At 65.6% G+C, this 15,329-nt stretch carries 16 protein-coding genes; 11 read left to right on the top strand and 5 right to left on the bottom strand.

Features of this window, described 5'->3' with window-relative positions:
• The first annotated feature begins 72 nt into the window (after positions 1-72).
• From OCW50_RS10845 to OCW50_RS10830, 4 genes are all read left to right on the top strand, one after another.
• A complete protein-coding gene (locus tag OCW50_RS10845) occupies positions 73-945 on the top strand; it encodes a flagellin (RefSeq protein WP_262297502.1) in 873 nt (290 codons plus the stop codon).
• A 477-nt stretch (positions 946-1,422) separates the two neighbouring features.
• Complete coding sequence (locus OCW50_RS10840) at positions 1,423-2,295, top strand: flagellin (protein ID WP_262297501.1); 873 nt, start codon at positions 1,423-1,425, stop codon at positions 2,293-2,295.
• A gap of 82 nt (positions 2,296-2,377) precedes the next feature.
• Positions 2,378-2,941: a hypothetical protein gene (locus OCW50_RS10835; protein ID WP_262297500.1), complete on the top strand. Its 564-nt coding sequence runs from the start codon at positions 2,378-2,380 to the stop codon at positions 2,939-2,941.
• A gap of 37 nt (positions 2,942-2,978) precedes the next feature.
• Positions 2,979-3,764 (top strand): DUF1217 domain-containing protein, encoded by a 786-nt coding sequence (locus OCW50_RS10830; protein WP_262297499.1) that lies wholly within the window; start codon positions 2,979-2,981, stop codon positions 3,762-3,764.
• Here OCW50_RS10830 and OCW50_RS10825 read toward each other — a convergent pair whose 3' ends face one another.
• Complete coding sequence (locus OCW50_RS10825; protein WP_262297498.1) at positions 3,765-4,145, bottom strand: hypothetical protein; 381 nt, start codon at positions 4,143-4,145, stop codon at positions 3,765-3,767.
• Positions 4,146-4,316: 171 nt separating this feature from the next.
• On the opposite strand from OCW50_RS10825, the gene OCW50_RS10820 reads away from it, so the two are divergent.
• Together OCW50_RS10820 and OCW50_RS10815 are read left to right on the top strand one after the other, a co-directional pair.
• Positions 4,317-4,454 (top strand): hypothetical protein, encoded by a 138-nt coding sequence (locus OCW50_RS10820; RefSeq protein WP_262267986.1) that lies wholly within the window; start codon positions 4,317-4,319, stop codon positions 4,452-4,454.
• Positions 4,455-4,794: 340 nt separating this feature from the next.
• On the top strand, positions 4,795-5,457 hold the full coding sequence (locus OCW50_RS10815) for a transglutaminase-like cysteine peptidase (RefSeq protein WP_262297497.1): 663 nt from the start codon (positions 4,795-4,797) through the stop codon (positions 5,455-5,457).
• 196 nt (positions 5,458-5,653) lie between these two features.
• On the opposite strand, the gene OCW50_RS10810 is transcribed toward OCW50_RS10815, so the two are convergent.
• Complete coding sequence (locus OCW50_RS10810) at positions 5,654-6,256, bottom strand: hypothetical protein (RefSeq protein ID WP_262297496.1); 603 nt, start codon at positions 6,254-6,256, stop codon at positions 5,654-5,656.
• 189 nt (positions 6,257-6,445) lie between these two features.
• Between OCW50_RS10810 and OCW50_RS10805 the strand changes: the two genes are divergently transcribed.
• The gene (locus tag OCW50_RS10805) at positions 6,446-8,116 is read left to right on the top strand and encodes a methyl-accepting chemotaxis protein (RefSeq protein WP_262267983.1); all 1,671 of its coding nucleotides are present in this window, start codon (positions 6,446-6,448) and stop codon (positions 8,114-8,116) included.
• Between the two features lie 77 nt (positions 8,117-8,193).
• Here OCW50_RS10805 and OCW50_RS10800 read toward each other — a convergent pair whose 3' ends face one another.
• Positions 8,194-8,649 (bottom strand): response regulator, encoded by a 456-nt coding sequence (locus tag OCW50_RS10800; protein ID WP_262297495.1) that lies wholly within the window; start codon positions 8,647-8,649, stop codon positions 8,194-8,196.
• Between the two features lie 225 nt (positions 8,650-8,874).
• Here OCW50_RS10800 and OCW50_RS10795 point away from each other — a divergent pair, with 225 nt between their 5' ends.
• The 3 genes from OCW50_RS10795 to OCW50_RS10785 all read left to right on the top strand — a co-directional run bounded on the left by OCW50_RS10795 (position 8,875) and on the right by OCW50_RS10785 (position 10,259).
• Positions 8,875-9,297 (top strand): response regulator, encoded by a 423-nt coding sequence (locus tag OCW50_RS10795; RefSeq protein ID WP_262297494.1) that lies wholly within the window; start codon positions 8,875-8,877, stop codon positions 9,295-9,297.
• Between the two features lie 46 nt (positions 9,298-9,343).
• Positions 9,344-9,766, top strand: a complete 423-nt coding sequence (locus OCW50_RS10790) for a response regulator (RefSeq protein ID WP_262267980.1) — start codon at positions 9,344-9,346, stop codon at positions 9,764-9,766.
• A 79-nt stretch (positions 9,767-9,845) separates the two neighbouring features.
• Positions 9,846-10,259: a response regulator gene (locus tag OCW50_RS10785; RefSeq protein WP_262297493.1), complete on the top strand. Its 414-nt coding sequence runs from the start codon at positions 9,846-9,848 to the stop codon at positions 10,257-10,259.
• A 323-nt stretch (positions 10,260-10,582) separates the two neighbouring features.
• Here OCW50_RS10785 and OCW50_RS10780 read toward each other — a convergent pair whose 3' ends face one another.
• Complete coding sequence (locus tag OCW50_RS10780; RefSeq protein WP_262297492.1) at positions 10,583-14,053, bottom strand: indolepyruvate ferredoxin oxidoreductase family protein; 3,471 nt, start codon at positions 14,051-14,053, stop codon at positions 10,583-10,585.
• A gap of 162 nt (positions 14,054-14,215) precedes the next feature.
• On the opposite strand from OCW50_RS10780, the gene OCW50_RS10775 reads away from it, so the two are divergent.
• Entirely contained in the window at positions 14,216-14,671 is a 456-nt protein-coding gene (locus OCW50_RS10775) for an Lrp/AsnC family transcriptional regulator (protein WP_262267977.1), read from the top strand.
• Positions 14,672-14,875: 204 nt separating this feature from the next.
• Here the strand turns inward: OCW50_RS10775 and OCW50_RS10770 are convergent, their stop codons facing one another.
• Positions 14,876-15,295, bottom strand: a complete 420-nt coding sequence (locus OCW50_RS10770; protein ID WP_262297491.1) for a PaaI family thioesterase — start codon at positions 15,293-15,295, stop codon at positions 14,876-14,878.
• Between the last annotated feature and the right edge of the window lie 34 nt (positions 15,296-15,329).

Below are 15,329 nucleotides of genomic sequence, written 5' to 3'. Positions count from 1 at the left end.
TGATGCCACTCCGCTGGGTCGGTTAGATTCCGACATTCCCTGAACAATCCTCATCATTCAAGGAACACACACATGTCTTCGATCCTCACCAATGCCTCCGCTCTGACCGCCCTGCGCAACCTCGCCAACACGCAGAGCTCCCTGAGCAAGACCCAGAGCCAGATCTCCACCGGCCTTAAGGTGGCATCCGCGTCCGACAACACCACCAACTGGTCGGTGTCGACGCAGATGAAGACCGACAACAGCGTGATCAAGACCGTCAAGGACACGCTGAAGCAGAACAGCGATCTGGTGAACACGGCCTCCTCGGCCATCGACAACCTGGTTTCCTCCATCGAGAAGATCAAGGTCGAGCTGGCCAAGGCCAAGGACGTGAAGGACGGCAACTACGCTGCCATCAACACTTCGCTGGCCAAGATCGGCGCCGAGATCAACGGCGTTCTGGGCAATGCCGCTCTCAACGGCGTGAACCTCCTCGACGGCTCGCTGACGGACATGGACACCGGCACTACCGGCAATCAGGTCACGATGGTCTCGGGTTGGGCCGGCGGTACGACTGGCGGCTTCAAGTCCATCAGCGTGACCCTGACGGCTCTGGGTGGCGCTTCCGGGGCTCTGACCAGCGGTACGGTTGCGGTCAATGCAATCAGCATCACGACCCTCGCTAGCATCGACACGGCTGCGACGGCGGTGGAAACGGCTCTTCAGACCACCCGTAACTTCGCCACCGAACTCGGCGCAGCCAAGAACCAGATCGAGGCGCAGTCGAAGTTCCTGGGCGTGCTCAGCGAGTCGATCACGAACAGCGTCAGCACGATGGTCGACGCTGACATGAACGAGGCTTCGACCCGCCTGCAGGCCCTGCAGACGCAGCAGCAGCTCGGCGTGCAGTCGCTCTCGATCGCCAACCAGAACAGCCAGATGATCCTGCGCCTCTTCCAGTAAGAGCCTGAGACATCAGCGAAAGAAGGCCCTGCCTCACAAGAGGCAGGGCCTTTTTCTATTTTGGGGGTGGGGCGCACGTGCCGTGCCGGTGCGAGGCTTTGAATGCGAAGTATTAATCCAGATCTTTCGTTCGCAAGACGGGCTCCTGCTAGCCGCGTGTCTTCTGTAGAAAGTTAACGGAAAGTAAATTTCAGCAAAAATGCATTAGGCTTAATTATTATGCTTGACGCGGCGAAAGGATGTCCGTATTGAATTGGGCATGGACGCGACGAGATCGAGACATCGATCGACCGCGCTAAGACAGCACTGTGGAGAGCCATTCCTTCAGGCTCGGCATGACGCCGCCCCACTTTATCGGTTCAAGCCCGGATGCATGTGAACAGCGGATCGAACTCTCTCGAGGCATGATGCCACTCCGCTGGGTCGGTTAGATTCCGACATTCCCTGAACAATCCTCATCATTCAAGGAACACACACATGTCTTCGATCCTCACCAATGCCTCCGCTCTGACCGCCCTGCGCAACCTCGCCAGCACCCAGAGCTCCCTGAACAAGACCCAGAGCCAGATCTCCACCGGCCTCAAAGTCGCAGCGGCTGCCGACAACACCACCAACTGGTCGGTGTCGACGCAGATGAAGACCGACAACAGCGTGATCAAGACCATCAAGGACACGCTGAAGCAGAACAGCGATCTCCTGAACACCGCCTCCTCGGCCATCGACGGTCTGGTCTCCGCTATCGATAAGATCAAGGTCGAGCTGGCCAAGGCCAAGGACGTGAAGGACGGCAACTACGCTGCCATCAACACTTCGCTGGCCAAGATCGGCGCCGAGATCAACGGCATCCTGGGCAATGCCGCCCTCAATAACGTGAACCTCCTCGACGGCTCGCTGACGGACATGGACACCGGCACTACCGGCAATCAGGTCACGATGGTCTCGGGTTGGGCCGGCGGTACGACTGGCGGCTTCAAGTCCATCAGCGTGACCCTGACGGCTCTGGGTGGCGCTTCCGGGGCTCTGACCAGCGGTACGGTTGCGGTCAATGCAATCAGCATCACGACCCTCGCTAGCATCGACACGGCTGCGACGGCGGTGGAAACGGCTCTTCAGACCACCCGTAACTTCGCCACCGAACTCGGCGCAGCCAAGAACCAGATCGAGGCGCAGTCGAAGTTCCTGGGCGTGCTCAGCGAGTCGATCACGAACAGCGTCAGCACGCTCGTCGACGCCGACATGAACGAGGCTTCGACCCGCCTGCAGGCCCTGCAGACGCAGCAGCAGCTCGGCGTGCAGTCGCTCTCGATCGCCAACCAGAACAGCCAGATGATCCTGAAGCTCTTCAACTAAGAGCCTCCTGATCGCTGACCATGAGGCCCCGTCTTGCGAAAGGCGGGGCCTTCTTTTTGGACCGCTCGCGGAACGCTGAGCCATGATCACTTCATTCCATCGCACACCCGTCCTGGTGCTCGCGGGCACGCTCGGGCTGATCGCTCCCGAATTTTCCGCCATCTCGGCGACGTCGGGCTCGCTCCGGACGTGGAGCTACGCCCTCCAGACCGACCAGAGCGGGCTCCCGAACCGGGCGCTGGCGCAGGTCAGGGGAGAGGAGGGGAGTTCCCTCTGGCTGTCCTGCACGAGGGTCGCCGGCGAGGAGGGCGAGCCGCTCCAGGTCGCCGTCGCCGCCACCGTGACGCAGCGGGCCTATCTCGGCCCGAGCGATCCCCGCGGGCGCAGCACCGTCTATTGGCTCGACGATCGCCCGCCGGCGGTGGCCCACTGGATCTACCGGGACAGGTACGGGCAGCTGCGGGGCGAGGGGGAGGTCATGGGCTTCGCGGCAAGCCTCGCGACAGCCCAGACGCTTATCGTGGAGCTTGCCAATTACCGCCTCGAGCCGCAGAGCGTGAAATTCGCTCTCGTCCCTGAGGAAACCAAGGCGATCACCGAGCGGTTCGCGAAGGATTGCCGATCCATCGCGACGGCTCAGGATTGATGCGCGGCCCACGGAAACAGGGCCGAAGGAGTGACCCATGATCAGCACCATGACCCGCTACCAGATGTTGCAGACCAACACGGCGCTGACGAAGACGATCACCCAGAACGACGCGCTGGTGAAGCGCGATACGGAATACTACCTGGCGAACATCTCGAAGGTGAAGACCATCGACGATTTCGTGAAGGATTACCGGCTCTTCAGCTATGCCATGAAGGCCTATGGCCTGGACGACATGATCTACGCCAAGGCCTTCATGAAGAAACTGCTCACGGAAGGGGTCAAGTCGACCACGAGCATGGCGAACAAACTGGTCGATCCGCGCTACAAGGAATTCGCCAAGGCGTTCGACTTCGCGGCGAAGGGCGACAAGGCGACGTCCGCGGCCAGCGCGACCACGGAAGCCGTCAGCAACTACTACCAGCAGACACTGGAGGCCAAGGAAGGCGAGCAGAACGAAGGCGTGCGGCTGGCGCTCTATTTCAAGCGCAAGGCGTCCGGCGTCACCTCGACGATGGGCCTGCTGGCGGATAAGCGTCTTCTGAAGTTCATGCAGACGACGTTCAACATCCCAACCGAAGCCTCCAAGGCGAGCATCGATCTGCAGGTCCGCAACCTGGAAAAGCACATCAACGTGAAGGATCTCCAGGACCCCAAGAAGGTCGACAAGCTGATCCAGCGCTTCTCCGCCATGTGGGACATGAACAACTCCACCCTGGAAGAGGTCGCGCCGGTTCTGACCCTGTTCTCCGAGCCTACGGATGTCGGCATCAGCGTCGACCTGATGATGAGCATCACCAAGCTGCGGCGCGGCGGCTTCTGATCACCCCTTCGCGACGACGACGTCGACCACGGTCTGTTCCGAGACCGGCACCGCGTCGGTGGGCGCGTTCACCACGAAGACGCCGCTGCAGATCGTCGTGAGCTTGCGGATTGGCGCGTGGTGCTTGTCGGCGCCGATCAGGTAGTTCACCGTGTAATAGGGCTCCCCGCCCACATAGGCGGTCTGCCGGCTCTCGAAGATGTAGCCGATCTGGGTCGGGCTGATGCGGTAGACTGTCCGCGGCGGGCCCCAGGCGGCGATGCGCGCCGAGATGGGCTTGCCGATATAGTCCGAACACGACAGGGCAAGCGCTTCCTGGGTCGCTGGCACGCAGCCGCCGGCGCCAATGGCCGCCGCGAGGGTCACGAAGAGCGCTCTCACACCAATCTCCCGAACAATCCGGTTTCGCTTCTGCATCTGATTATAGGCACGGCCCGGCACAACCGAAGCTCTTCCTGGGATCGTAGTGAATCCCGCCAGCATGGCGTCAGGTTCGGGCAAGCTCACGATGCCATAGAGAACGGGTTACCTCCGAAGGATGAGGAGAGATCCGTGGCTGTCATTCTCGTGCCGGTCGTCGCTGCATCCCTGGTCGGGCTGATCGGGACGCCCGTCGTTCGTCTCATGGTTTCGTCGAAGAGAACCAGACAATGGGCGAGACATCGCAGCCTCGCGCAGAGCCGCTTGTGAGTGAAACGGCGGATTGAGGGACGGCAGCGCCGATCCGGCGGCGTCGTTCACCGTTGAACCCGCCGTGAACGATCGCTCACATCGCGCACATGCGCGACTTCATCCTTGCCGAACACACGTCGTGCATCGAAGCGGCCCGGTTGGATTGAAACCGCGCGAATACTGATCTTCCCTCTACGTTCAGAGAGGTTGTCCGCACGAGACGCGACCGAATGCTTGCCCTGTTGCTGGAAGTCAACACTGGCGGATCCTTCGTGATCTTGCGACGAGTTCGCGCTTGCGCCGAGCGCCTGCGGCTGACAGCTTTATTCAAAAGAACAATGCTGAACAGGTGCGGGGCATGCGCGGGATTTCTCTCAGGATACTGGCGAGGTGCAGTCGTCGCCTCGTCGCTTCGGCGGGTGGTGCTGCCGCCCTGTTCGTCATGGCGGGTGCCGCGCCGGCTTTCGCGCTCCCGCAATGGGCCACGCGCGGGTCCGGCGATGCTCTGGCCTCGGCCGGCGCGGCCGGTCCCACGCCGGCTTGGCTCACGTTCTGCGCGCAGCAGCCGCAGGAATGCGCGCACAACCCGTCCGAGCCCGACACGATCGTTCTCGACCAGGCGATCTGGAACACCATCGTCGAGGTGAACGAGCAGGTGAACAAGGAGATCCTGCCGGTCACCGATCAGGATCACTGGGGCGTCGCGGATCGCTGGGACTATCCGGATGACGGGCTCGGCGATTGCGAGGACATCCAGCTGCTGAAGCGCCGGCGTCTCACCCGGGCCGGCCTGCCGCTGCGGGCCCTGCGCATGACCGTAGTGATCGACGAGATCGGCGCGGGACACGCGGTGCTCATGGCGCGCACGGATCGCGGCGACTACATCCTCGACAACAAGCGCAACGCCGTCCTGCCCTGGCAGGAGACGGGCTACCGCTACGTGAAGCGGGAAGGCTCCGACAGCGCGGCCTGGGTCTGGCTCGGCAACCAGGCGGCGCCCACGGTGACGGCGGCCAAATAAGCGCGAGACAGCACAAGCCAGCGCCACCGCATGCGAACGAGGCCGTCCGGCGGGCCCTCTCCCGGTCTCGGCGGGGCTTCGGCTGCGGCGCTGCAGCATCGGACGTGAAAAGCGCACCCACTTTTAGGATCGGATTCGATGCTCACGTTCTTCAGCGGCGCATCGTTCGAGCGGCCCTCTCGGTCCGCACGATGCGCTAGCTCGACGCGCGAGACCCGGGCGATTGCGTGATCATGGTCTCGGTGGTCAGCACCACCCAGCCGGCATCGGACCGCTCGATGGAGAGGACCTGACCGATCCCGGGCAGGGTCATCCCGGGCGTCACCCACCAGAGGCCTTCCGGACCCTCGATCAGGGCCGACCCGCCGGTGGCGCGGTGGATCACGTAGCGCTGGAACTGAACCCGCCGGTCGGTGCTCGGCGCGGCCGCGTCGCCCTTGCGGCCGGCCGAGAGCTCGACATCCTTCCGGGTCAGCGAGCCGGTCGTCGCCGGGTTCGGATCGGCGGGGCGCGTCACGCTCGCGGCAACGGCCCGGCCGACCGCATTGTCCGTCATGGCCGTCTTGATGTAGGTGTAGCCGTCGCTGAAGTTCAGCGCATAGACCGGCAGGCCGATCGCCGACAGGGTGAGAGCGAGGCCCAGGCACATCACGATCCGGTCGCCCACCGCTTCGCGGGCGCGGATCGTTTCCTCGATGCGCTGGACCTTGCGCTCCCGCTGCTCGGCCGTTGAGACAGGGCCCTTGACGGTTCCGGCTCTGGCTACCTGCTCCAATACCTTGTCGAACCGAATGCCCATGGAAACCGCCACGTTGGAGAATCGCGTGGAATCATTCCTATGAGGTTATACTTAACATTCCGTCACCCTGCGCGGAGAAACTTGGCCGTATTCCTCTGAAGACCGGGAACAAGCTTCGCGCAAGCATTCGCACGATATCCTGGCGTGATTTCAAGAATGTCGGAGCGGCCTTGGCCGATCGGGGGGATCATGAAGATTAGAACGAAGATTTTCGCGCTGGTCGCGGCGTTGAGCGTGGTCGCCGTCCTGACGGCGGCCGTCGGCATCAGCACCCTGCAGACCTACAACCAGGCCGTGGACGATGTCCGGCTCGCGGCCACCCGGGCCCTCTACGGGGAGCGCCTCAACCGGCTCGTGACCCATGTGGTCATGGAGGCCCGGGGCATCTACGCGTCGAAGGATACGGCCGAAGCGCGCAAGTTCGGCGACGGGCTCGCCGCGACGCTCAAGGACATGGACGCCCTCCTGAAGGAATGGGAGCCGATCGTGCCCGGCGACAGCAAGGCGCTGTTCGACGCCGTCGTCAAGGATGCGGCGGAGTTCAAGTCATTCCGCACCGAGACGGTCCGCCTGGGCGCCGAGGTCTCGCCGGCGGCCGCCAACGCGCAGGGCAACACCGATGCCAACCGGGCCAACCGGAAGGCCTTCCAGGTGAGCATCGACGCTCTGACCAAGCGCGGCAGCGAGGAGATCGAGGCGGTCAACCGGCATGCGGCCGAGCTCTACGACCAGCGCCTGATGCTGCTTGTGTCGATCGCGCTCGCCGGCACCCTGATCGCGCTGCTCATCGGCTGGCTGGTCGGACACCGGCAGATCGCCCAGCCCCTGCGGCGCGTGACCGAGGCCATCCAGCGCCTCGCCTCGGGCGATTACAACCTGCCGCAGGCGAAGGCGGGCCGGGACGAGATCGGCGACATCTGGAAGGCCACGCAGGTCTTCGCCGGCGCCATGCAGGAGGCCGAGACCCTCCGGCACGCTCAGGCCGAAACCGAGAAGCAGGCGGCACAGCGGCGCCGGGTCGAGATGATGTCGCTCGCCCAGAGCTTCGAGGGCAGCGTCGGCGGCCTGGTCCAGCATCTCACCGTGGCGGCCCAGCAGATGGAGGCGACCGCGCGCTCGATGGCCTCGACCGCGCAGCAGACGAACCAGCAGTCGAATTCGGTGGCGGCCGCCGCCGAGGAGACGTCCAGCAACGTGCAGGCCGTGGCGGCCGCGGCGGAGCAGCTCGCCGCCTCCTCGAGCGAGATCGGCTCGCAGGTGTCGCAGACGTCGGTCGCGGCCGCCCGCGCCGTGGAGAACGCCCGCAAGACCAACCAGCTCGTGCAGACCCTGGCGGACGGCGCGCAGAAGATCGGCGAGGTCGTCGCCCTGATCAACACCATCGCGAGCCAGACGAACCTTCTCGCCCTCAACGCCACCATCGAGGCGGCGCGCGCCGGCGAGGCCGGCAAGGGCTTCGCCGTGGTGGCCTCCGAGGTGAAGGAGCTCGCCAACCAGACCTCGCGGGCCACCGAGGACATCACCGCCTATATCCATCAGATCCAGCAATCGACCCGGGATGCTGTCGAGGCCATCCGCGACATCGGCCACACCATCGAGGAGGTGCACCAGATCGCCACGAGCGTCGCGGCCGCTGTCGAGGAGCAGCAGGCGGCCACGCAGGAGATCGCGCGCAACGTCAGCGAGGCCGCCAGAGGCACGCAGGACGTGAGCGAGAGCATCGTCCAGGTCCAGGGGGCGGCGACCCATGCGGGATCGGCCGCCTCCCAGGTGCTGGCTGCGGCCGGCGAGCTGGCCTCCAACTCGACCGCCCTGAGCCGGGAGGTCGAAGGCTTCCTCCAGGGCGTGCGGGCCGCTTGAACCTGAACGGCAGCTCTCACCAGGGACGCATCAGGGGGCACGGCGCATCTACGCCGTGCCCTCGTTCCATGAGGGGGTCAGGCGGTCTTCGGAACGGGCGCGGCCGTGTCGCCGGGGGCCTCGCCGGGACGATCCGGGAGTGCGGCACGGACAGCCTGGGCCTTCTCGGCCGCCGTGAGCGCGTGGGACACAAGCGCCGCAGGTGAGAAGGGCTTGGCCAGGAAGGCTGCCCCCGGCGGCAGGTCGTTGGCCCGCGGCCACTCGCGACCCGACGTGATGAGGATCCCCGTCGTGGGCCAGTTCCGGTGGATCTCCCAGGCCAGCTCGTAGCCGTTCATGCCCGGTGGCATTTCCACGTCCGAGAGCACCAGGTCCACGCCGACCTCCGCCTTCAGGACCCTCAGGGCCTCCTGGGCATCGGCCGCCTCGATCACGCGGAACTGCGCCTCCATGAGAATGTCGGCCGCCACCAGCCGCACCAGCGGCTCGTCTTCCACGAGGAGAATGACGCCTAAGGGTTTCGGATCAGACACGGGACCGATGGGGCAGGAGGAGGGCCAAAGAAGCGAAACGTGGCCATTGATAGACGGTTCCGCCTGCCAAGGCCAGCCAGTCGATGCGAGATCCCGGCCTGACGCGGGAGAGCCCTTGAGCAGGAAGACCTTGGGCAGGAAGACCTTGGGCAGAAAGACCTTGGGCAGGAGAACCCTTGGGGCCCATGCACGTTGTCGGCGTATTGTATCGCGTTAGGGGCAAGAATGAACGCTGGATCCGTCACGGCTCTTCCACGCCGGACACCCCCCGCTATCCTCGTGGTCGAAAGCGATGCGCGCGTCCGCTGCCTGGTCAGCGACGAACTGCGCGGCTCGGGCTTCAAGGTTCTGGAGGCGGGCTCGGCCGAGGAGGCCCTCATGGTGCTCGATTCCGTCCGGGTCGAGCTTCTTTTCGTCGCTCTCGATCTGCCGGGATCCGACGACGGCACCGAGACGGCCCGGCTTCTCGGCGCCCGGCAGAAGGCCATGAGGATCATCATCGCCTCTGCCGAAGAGGACCGGCCTGCCGCCCCCGGTTCGGACGGCCCGGATCTGGGCGATCTCGGCCCTCTGGTCCGCAAGCCATATCATGCCTCCCAGGTCGTCGGCCTCGTCATGCGCAGCCTCAACTGGCCCGGCCCGGGCTGACGAGGAGCCGGTGGAACAAAGGTAAAAGCTCGGCGGTTAGGAGGCGGTGAGCACCCTATCGACAAACATCACGGCCGAGGCCGATTCCCCTCTCCAGACCGTTCTCGTCGTGGAGGACGAGGTTCTGATCCGCCTCGTCATCGCCGATTACCTGCGCGAATGCGGCTATCGGGTCCATGAGGCGGTGAGCGCCGAAGAGGCGTTGGTGATCCTGCAATCTCCCGAAGTGTCAGTCGACGTGGTGTTCAGCGACGTCGAGATGCCCGGGTCCATGGACGGCTTCGGACTGGCGCGGTGGATCCGCGCCAACAAGCCGGGCACGCAGGTGATCCTCACCTCGGGGGCCGAGCGATCGGCCGATATCGCCGCGACGCTCTGCGAAGCAGGTCCGTTGCTGAAGAAGCCCTATCCGTCCCAGGACGTGGTCGATCGGATCCGGCAGCTCACGGCGAAGGCCAGACGCGCTTGAGAATGTTCGCGATCCGTCGAAACGCTCACCCTGACGTGACGTAAGGGAACTCGATCGGAACAGACCCGTTTCCTGGAGCATGAAGCCGCATCGCCGCATCGTGAAACACCCGGTCGTCCTCCTGGTCGAGGACGAGCCGCTCGTTCGCCTGACGCAGGTCGACATCCTGCGGGAGGCCGAGTTCTGGGTCGTCGAGGCGCAGGATGCGGACGAAGCCTTCGAGATGTTGAAGTCCCGTCCCGACATCTCGGTCGTCCTAACGGACGTGGACATGCCGGGCTCCATCGACGGCTTCGAGTTCGCCCGCTTGGTCCGTCAGGGCTGGCCCGAAGTGGGCGTGCTGGTGATCTCCGGCAAGACCGCCCCCGAGCCCGGCGACCTGCCGCCCAACGCCACGTTCCTCCACAAGCCGATCATGCCGGACGATCTGGTGGCGGCGCTCACCCGGGTCATGGCCGCGACGCCGCAGGGCAGGGCCGCACAGGGTTCCTGAGGCCTGCCTGGCCCGAAAGACGTCTGAGCGGCATCTCCCCGTCCATGGCCGGGCTCGTTCCGCCTTTCATGATCGTTAGAGCACCGCGCCTTTCATGATCGGGATCACCAGTCGTGACGCTCCCGGTTCCGCCACCTCCCACGCACCTCCCACGTCATGGCCGGCCTGGTGCCGGCCATCCCGATTGTTTGAAGCGCGGCGCCCTACGGAAGCGGGATCACCGGGACAAGCCCGGTGATGACGGGGTAGGTGGTCGTCCGGTCGGCAGCCACCCTCCCATGTCATGACCGGCACGGGACCGGTGACGACGGGGTGGATGTCTCTCAGGCGCGCAGCGGCTCGGGCTGGCGGCTGTCGACCATCTCGGGCTCGCTTGCGACGCGCTCCCACAACCGCTCCACATCGGACCGCACCTGATGGATCGCCGCTTCCTTGACCGGGCCGTAGCCGCGGATGTCCATCGGGGCTCTCGCGATCGCCAGAAGATCGGCGAAGCGGCGTTGGTCGAGACCGGCGAGGATCCGGTCGACCTGCTCCTCATACCAGCCGATGAGGGCCCGCTCCATGCGCCGTTCGACCGTGTAGCCGAAGATGTCGAACGGCGTGCCGCGCAGTCCCTTCAGCCGGGCGAGAACCGACATGGGCGTCTGGATCCAGGGACCGAAGCTGCGCTTCCTGGGGCGGCCGCGGGCGTCGTGCTTCGACGGCAGGAGCGGCGGCGCCAGATGGTAATGCACCGTGAAGTCGCCCTCGAAGTGCTGCTTCAGCTCGTCGAGGAAGCCCGTCTCCATGTGGAGGCGCGCGACCTCGTACTCGTCCTTGTAGGCCATGAGCTTGAAGAGCGAGCGGGCGACCGCGTCGGCCAGCGCCTCGGAGCCGAGCGCGCCTTCCGCCCGGCGCACCCGCGCCACCAGGGCCTCGAACCGCGCCGCATAGGCGGCGTTCTGGTACCCGGTCAGAAACGAGACCCGCCGCGCGATGACCTGATCGAGCGTCTCGACCTCGTCCGGCGCATCGCCGGCCACCTGGCGCACCATATCCGGTTCCGCGCTGAGCAGACGGCCCCAGGCGAAGGCCTGCCGGTTGCGCTCAACGCTCACGCCGTTGAGCGCGATGGCCCGCGAGAGCGCTTCCAGCGAGACCGGCACCAGGCCCTGCTGCCAGGCAAAGCCCAGCATCATCACGTTGGCGTAGACCGTGTCGCCGAGCAGCGTTTCGGCGAGCGCGTTGGCGTCGAGGCTCGCGAGGTTCCCGTCCCCGATCGCCCGCTCGATGGCGCGCAACCGCGTGCGGCCGGCGAGATCCGCGTCCCGGAAGCGCACCACGTCGCCGGTCGGCATTTCCGCCGTGTTGACCACGGCCCGCGTCCCATGGCGATAGGTGCCCGACGCCTTGGGCGACGAACTGACCACGAGGTCGCAGCCGATCAGCGCATCCGCGGCGCCCTGGTCGATGCGCACCTGGTGCAGCGCGTCGGGATGGCTCGCGACGCGCACATAGCTCAGCACGGGACCGAACTTCTGCGCGAAGCCCGTGAAGTCCAGCACCGACACGCCGCGTCCTTCGAGATGGGCCGCCATGCTGATGAGCGCCCCGACGGTCACGACGCCGGTGCCGCCGACTCCCGTGACCAGCAGGTCGAAGGGCCGCGCGAGATCGGGCAAGGCAGGGGACGGCAGCCCTGCCGCACGCGTGACCGCGTCGAAGCCGCTCGCGGTTCTGGCGCGGCGCGTGGCGCCCTCCACGGTCACGAAGCTGGGGCAGAAGCCCTCCAGGCAGGAAAAGTCCTTGTTGCAGGTGGAGAGATTGATCTTGCGCTTGCGCCCGAACGGCGTCTCCCTTGGCTCGACGCTCAGGCAGTTGGACGCCACCGAGCAATCGCCACAGCCTTCGCAGACGAGGTCGTTGATGTACGCGAAGCGCTTCGGATCATCCATCTGCCCGCGCTTGCGGCGACGGCGCTTCTCGGTCGCGCAGGTCTGCTCGTAGATCAGCACCGTGACGCCCGGGATGTCGCGCAGCTCCTTCTGCACCGCGTCGAGGTCCTCGCGCGGGTGGATGGTCACGCCCTTCGGCAGGTCCGCCGGGTCGAACTTCTCGGGCTGGTCCGACACCAGCGCGATGCGCTGCACGCCCTCCGCCCGCACGCTGTGCGCGATGGCATGGACGCTCACCGGCCCGTCGACCGGCTGGCCGCCCGTCATGGCGACCGCGTCGTTGAACAGGATCTTGTAGGTGATGTTGGCGCCGGCCGCGATCGCCTGGCGGATCGCCATGGAGCCCGAATGGTAATAGGTGCCCTCGCCGAGATTCTGGAAGATGTGGCCCTGGCCGGTGAACCTGGATGAGGCCGCCCAGTTGACACCCTCGCCGCCCATCTGGATCAGCGACGAGGTCTCCCGGTCCATCCAGCTCGCCATGAAGTGGCAGCCGATGCCGGCGAGGGCCTTCGAGCCCTCCGGCACCCGGGTCGAGGTGTTGTGCGGGCAGCCGGAGCAGAAATAGGGCGTGCGGGTGGCGCCCGGAACGGCGATCACGCGCTCCGGCTCCGGCGTCAGGGCGGCGGCGCGCTGCGCGAGGCCGAGATCGGGGAAGATCGCATCGAGGCGCTTGGCCAGGACGCCGGCGAGGAAGCGCGGCGAGAGTTCGCCGGTCCAGGGGATGAGCCGTTCGCCGGTCTCGTCGTGCTTGCCGACCATGCGCTCGGGCTTCGACCCGGGATAATCGTAAAAATACTCCTTGAACTGGCTTTCGATGATGCCGCGCTTCTCCTCGATCACGAGGATCTCGCGCTTGCCCTTCACGAACTCCATGGCGTCGTGCAGGGCGAGGGGCCAGACCATGCCGACCTTGTAGATGTCGATACCGTGGGCCCGGCAGGCGGCTTCGTCGAGCCCGATGAGGCGCAGCGCCTCCATCAGGTCGAGGTGGGCCTTGCCGGCCGTGACGATGCCGTAGGAGGCGTCCGGAATGTCGTAGATGCGCCGGTCGATGGGGTTGGCCTTGGCGAAGGCATAGACCGCGTGCTTCTTCGCCTCCATGCGTTCCTCGATCTGCGGTCCGGGCAGATCCGGCCAGCGGTAATGCAGGCCGCCGGGCGGGGGCGCGAAGTCGGGCTCGCGGAACACGCGCGGCGACCGCAGCTCCACGGACACGCCCGATTCCACGATTTCCGACACGGCCTTGAACCCGACCCACATGCCGGAATACCGGCTCAGCGCATAGCCGTACTCACCGAACTCGAGATATTCGGCGACGCTCGCCGGATGGAGTGTCGGCATGAACCAGCTCATAAAGGCGACGTCGGATTGATGCGGCATCGACGAGGACACGCAGCCATGGTCGTCGCCGGCGATCACCAGCACGCCGCCATGGGGCGAGGAGCCATAGGCGTTGCCGTGCTTGAGCGCGTCGCCGGAGCGGTCGACCCCGGGGCCCTTGCCGTACCAGAGGCCGAACACGCCCTGGACCTGCCGGTCGGGATTGGTCTCGACCTGCTGCGATCCGAGGACGGCGGTGGCCGCGAGATCCTCGTTGACGGCGGGCAGGAACTCGATCCGGTGCTCCTTGAGCTGGTCCTTCACGCGCCAGAGCTCGAGATCGACGCCGCCGAGGGGCGACCCGCGGTAGCCGGACACGAAGCCGGCGGTGTCGAGCCCCGCAGCCCTGTCGCGCCTCGCCTGGTCGAGCACGATGCGGACGATCGCCTGGGTGCCGGTCAGGAAGACCCGGCCCCTCTCCCGGCTGTAGCGGTCGGCGAGGCGGTAGGAATCGAGGGAGGAAGCGTCGTCCATGGGCCTGGTCCCGGAAAAGGAGCGCCGTCAGCCGGCGTGTCTAGAATAATCCTGAACGTCTGGTAGGTGTTTCCTATTCATTCCGTGCGCTCGCCCTTTTGTGGTAGAAGAGATGGGCAAAGGTTCATTGATTGGAAAAGCCTACCAGGAGCGGATGCGGCCATGATCGAGAAGCAGGACGAGCACATCCTCGTGCAGCTGCAGAGGGAGGGGCGCACCACGAACCAGCAGCTGGCCGATGACGTAGGCATGTCCACCTCGGCCTGCTGGCGGCGGGTGCGCGCGCTCGAGGAGACCGGCGTGATCACGGGCTATGCCGCCCTGGTCGACCGGGAGAAGGCCGGGTTCGCCACCTCGGCGATCCTGCACGTGTCGCTGGAGCGGCACGACGCCAAGTTCGTCGACGAATTCGTTTCCCGTGTCACGGCCCGCGCCGAAGTCCTGGAGTGCTTCGCCACCACGGGCGACGCCGATTATCACCTGCGCGTCGTGGTGCGCGACATGCACGCCTATAACCTGTTCCTGGACGAGTTCATGTTCCGTCTGCCCGGCATCCGCACCGTGCGCACCAACGTGGTCCTGAAGGAGATCAAGACCAGCGTGGCGCTGCCGTTTTGACGGGACGACTCCTCAACCCTTGGCTTCATTGCGAGACTCTCCCGTCGGGGGCAGCCGCCTCACGTCATCACCGGCCTTCTGCCGGTGATCCCGATCCGTAAGGCACATCGCTTTTCCGATCGGGATGGCCGGGACAAGCCCGGCCATGACGGGGAGGAAAGCCCATGATGAGCCGTCCTCTTAAAGCCGACGACCGGCGGGCCGCTACCTGCCCTCGGCCAGCAGGGCATAGGCGAGCTGCGCCATCGCCACGGGCCGCGCATCGCCGTCGGCCGTGAGCGTCACGCTTCCGAACGCCATGGTGCGCCCGAGGCGCACGACCTGTGCGTCCGCCAGCACGTCGGCCTTCGCCACCGGCTTGAGAAAATGCATGGTCTGGTCGACCGTGGTCATGGGGCGATAGACGCCGCCGGCCGAGGACACCGCGAACACCATGGCGGTGTCGGCTAGGCTCATGAGGGCCTGCCCGCACACGACGCCGTTGTCGCGGCAGAGCTTTTCGGAAAACCGCATGCGCAGGACGGCGCCGTCCGGGCCGAGGCTTTCGATGGACAGATCGAGCGCCTGCACCCAGGGGGCGAAGACGGTTGCGAGCATCGCCTCGGCGGTGGCTCGATCGAACATGCTTGGATCCCCCGCTGATGGTGTTCGGCGCTTC

This window comes from Microvirga sesbaniae, from assembly GCF_025460805.1.
Taxonomy (GTDB): domain Bacteria; phylum Pseudomonadota; class Alphaproteobacteria; order Rhizobiales; family Beijerinckiaceae; genus Microvirga; species Microvirga sesbaniae.
The sequence above is the reverse complement of the archived record's forward strand: the minus strand, read 5'-3'. Positions and strand labels throughout refer to the sequence as shown.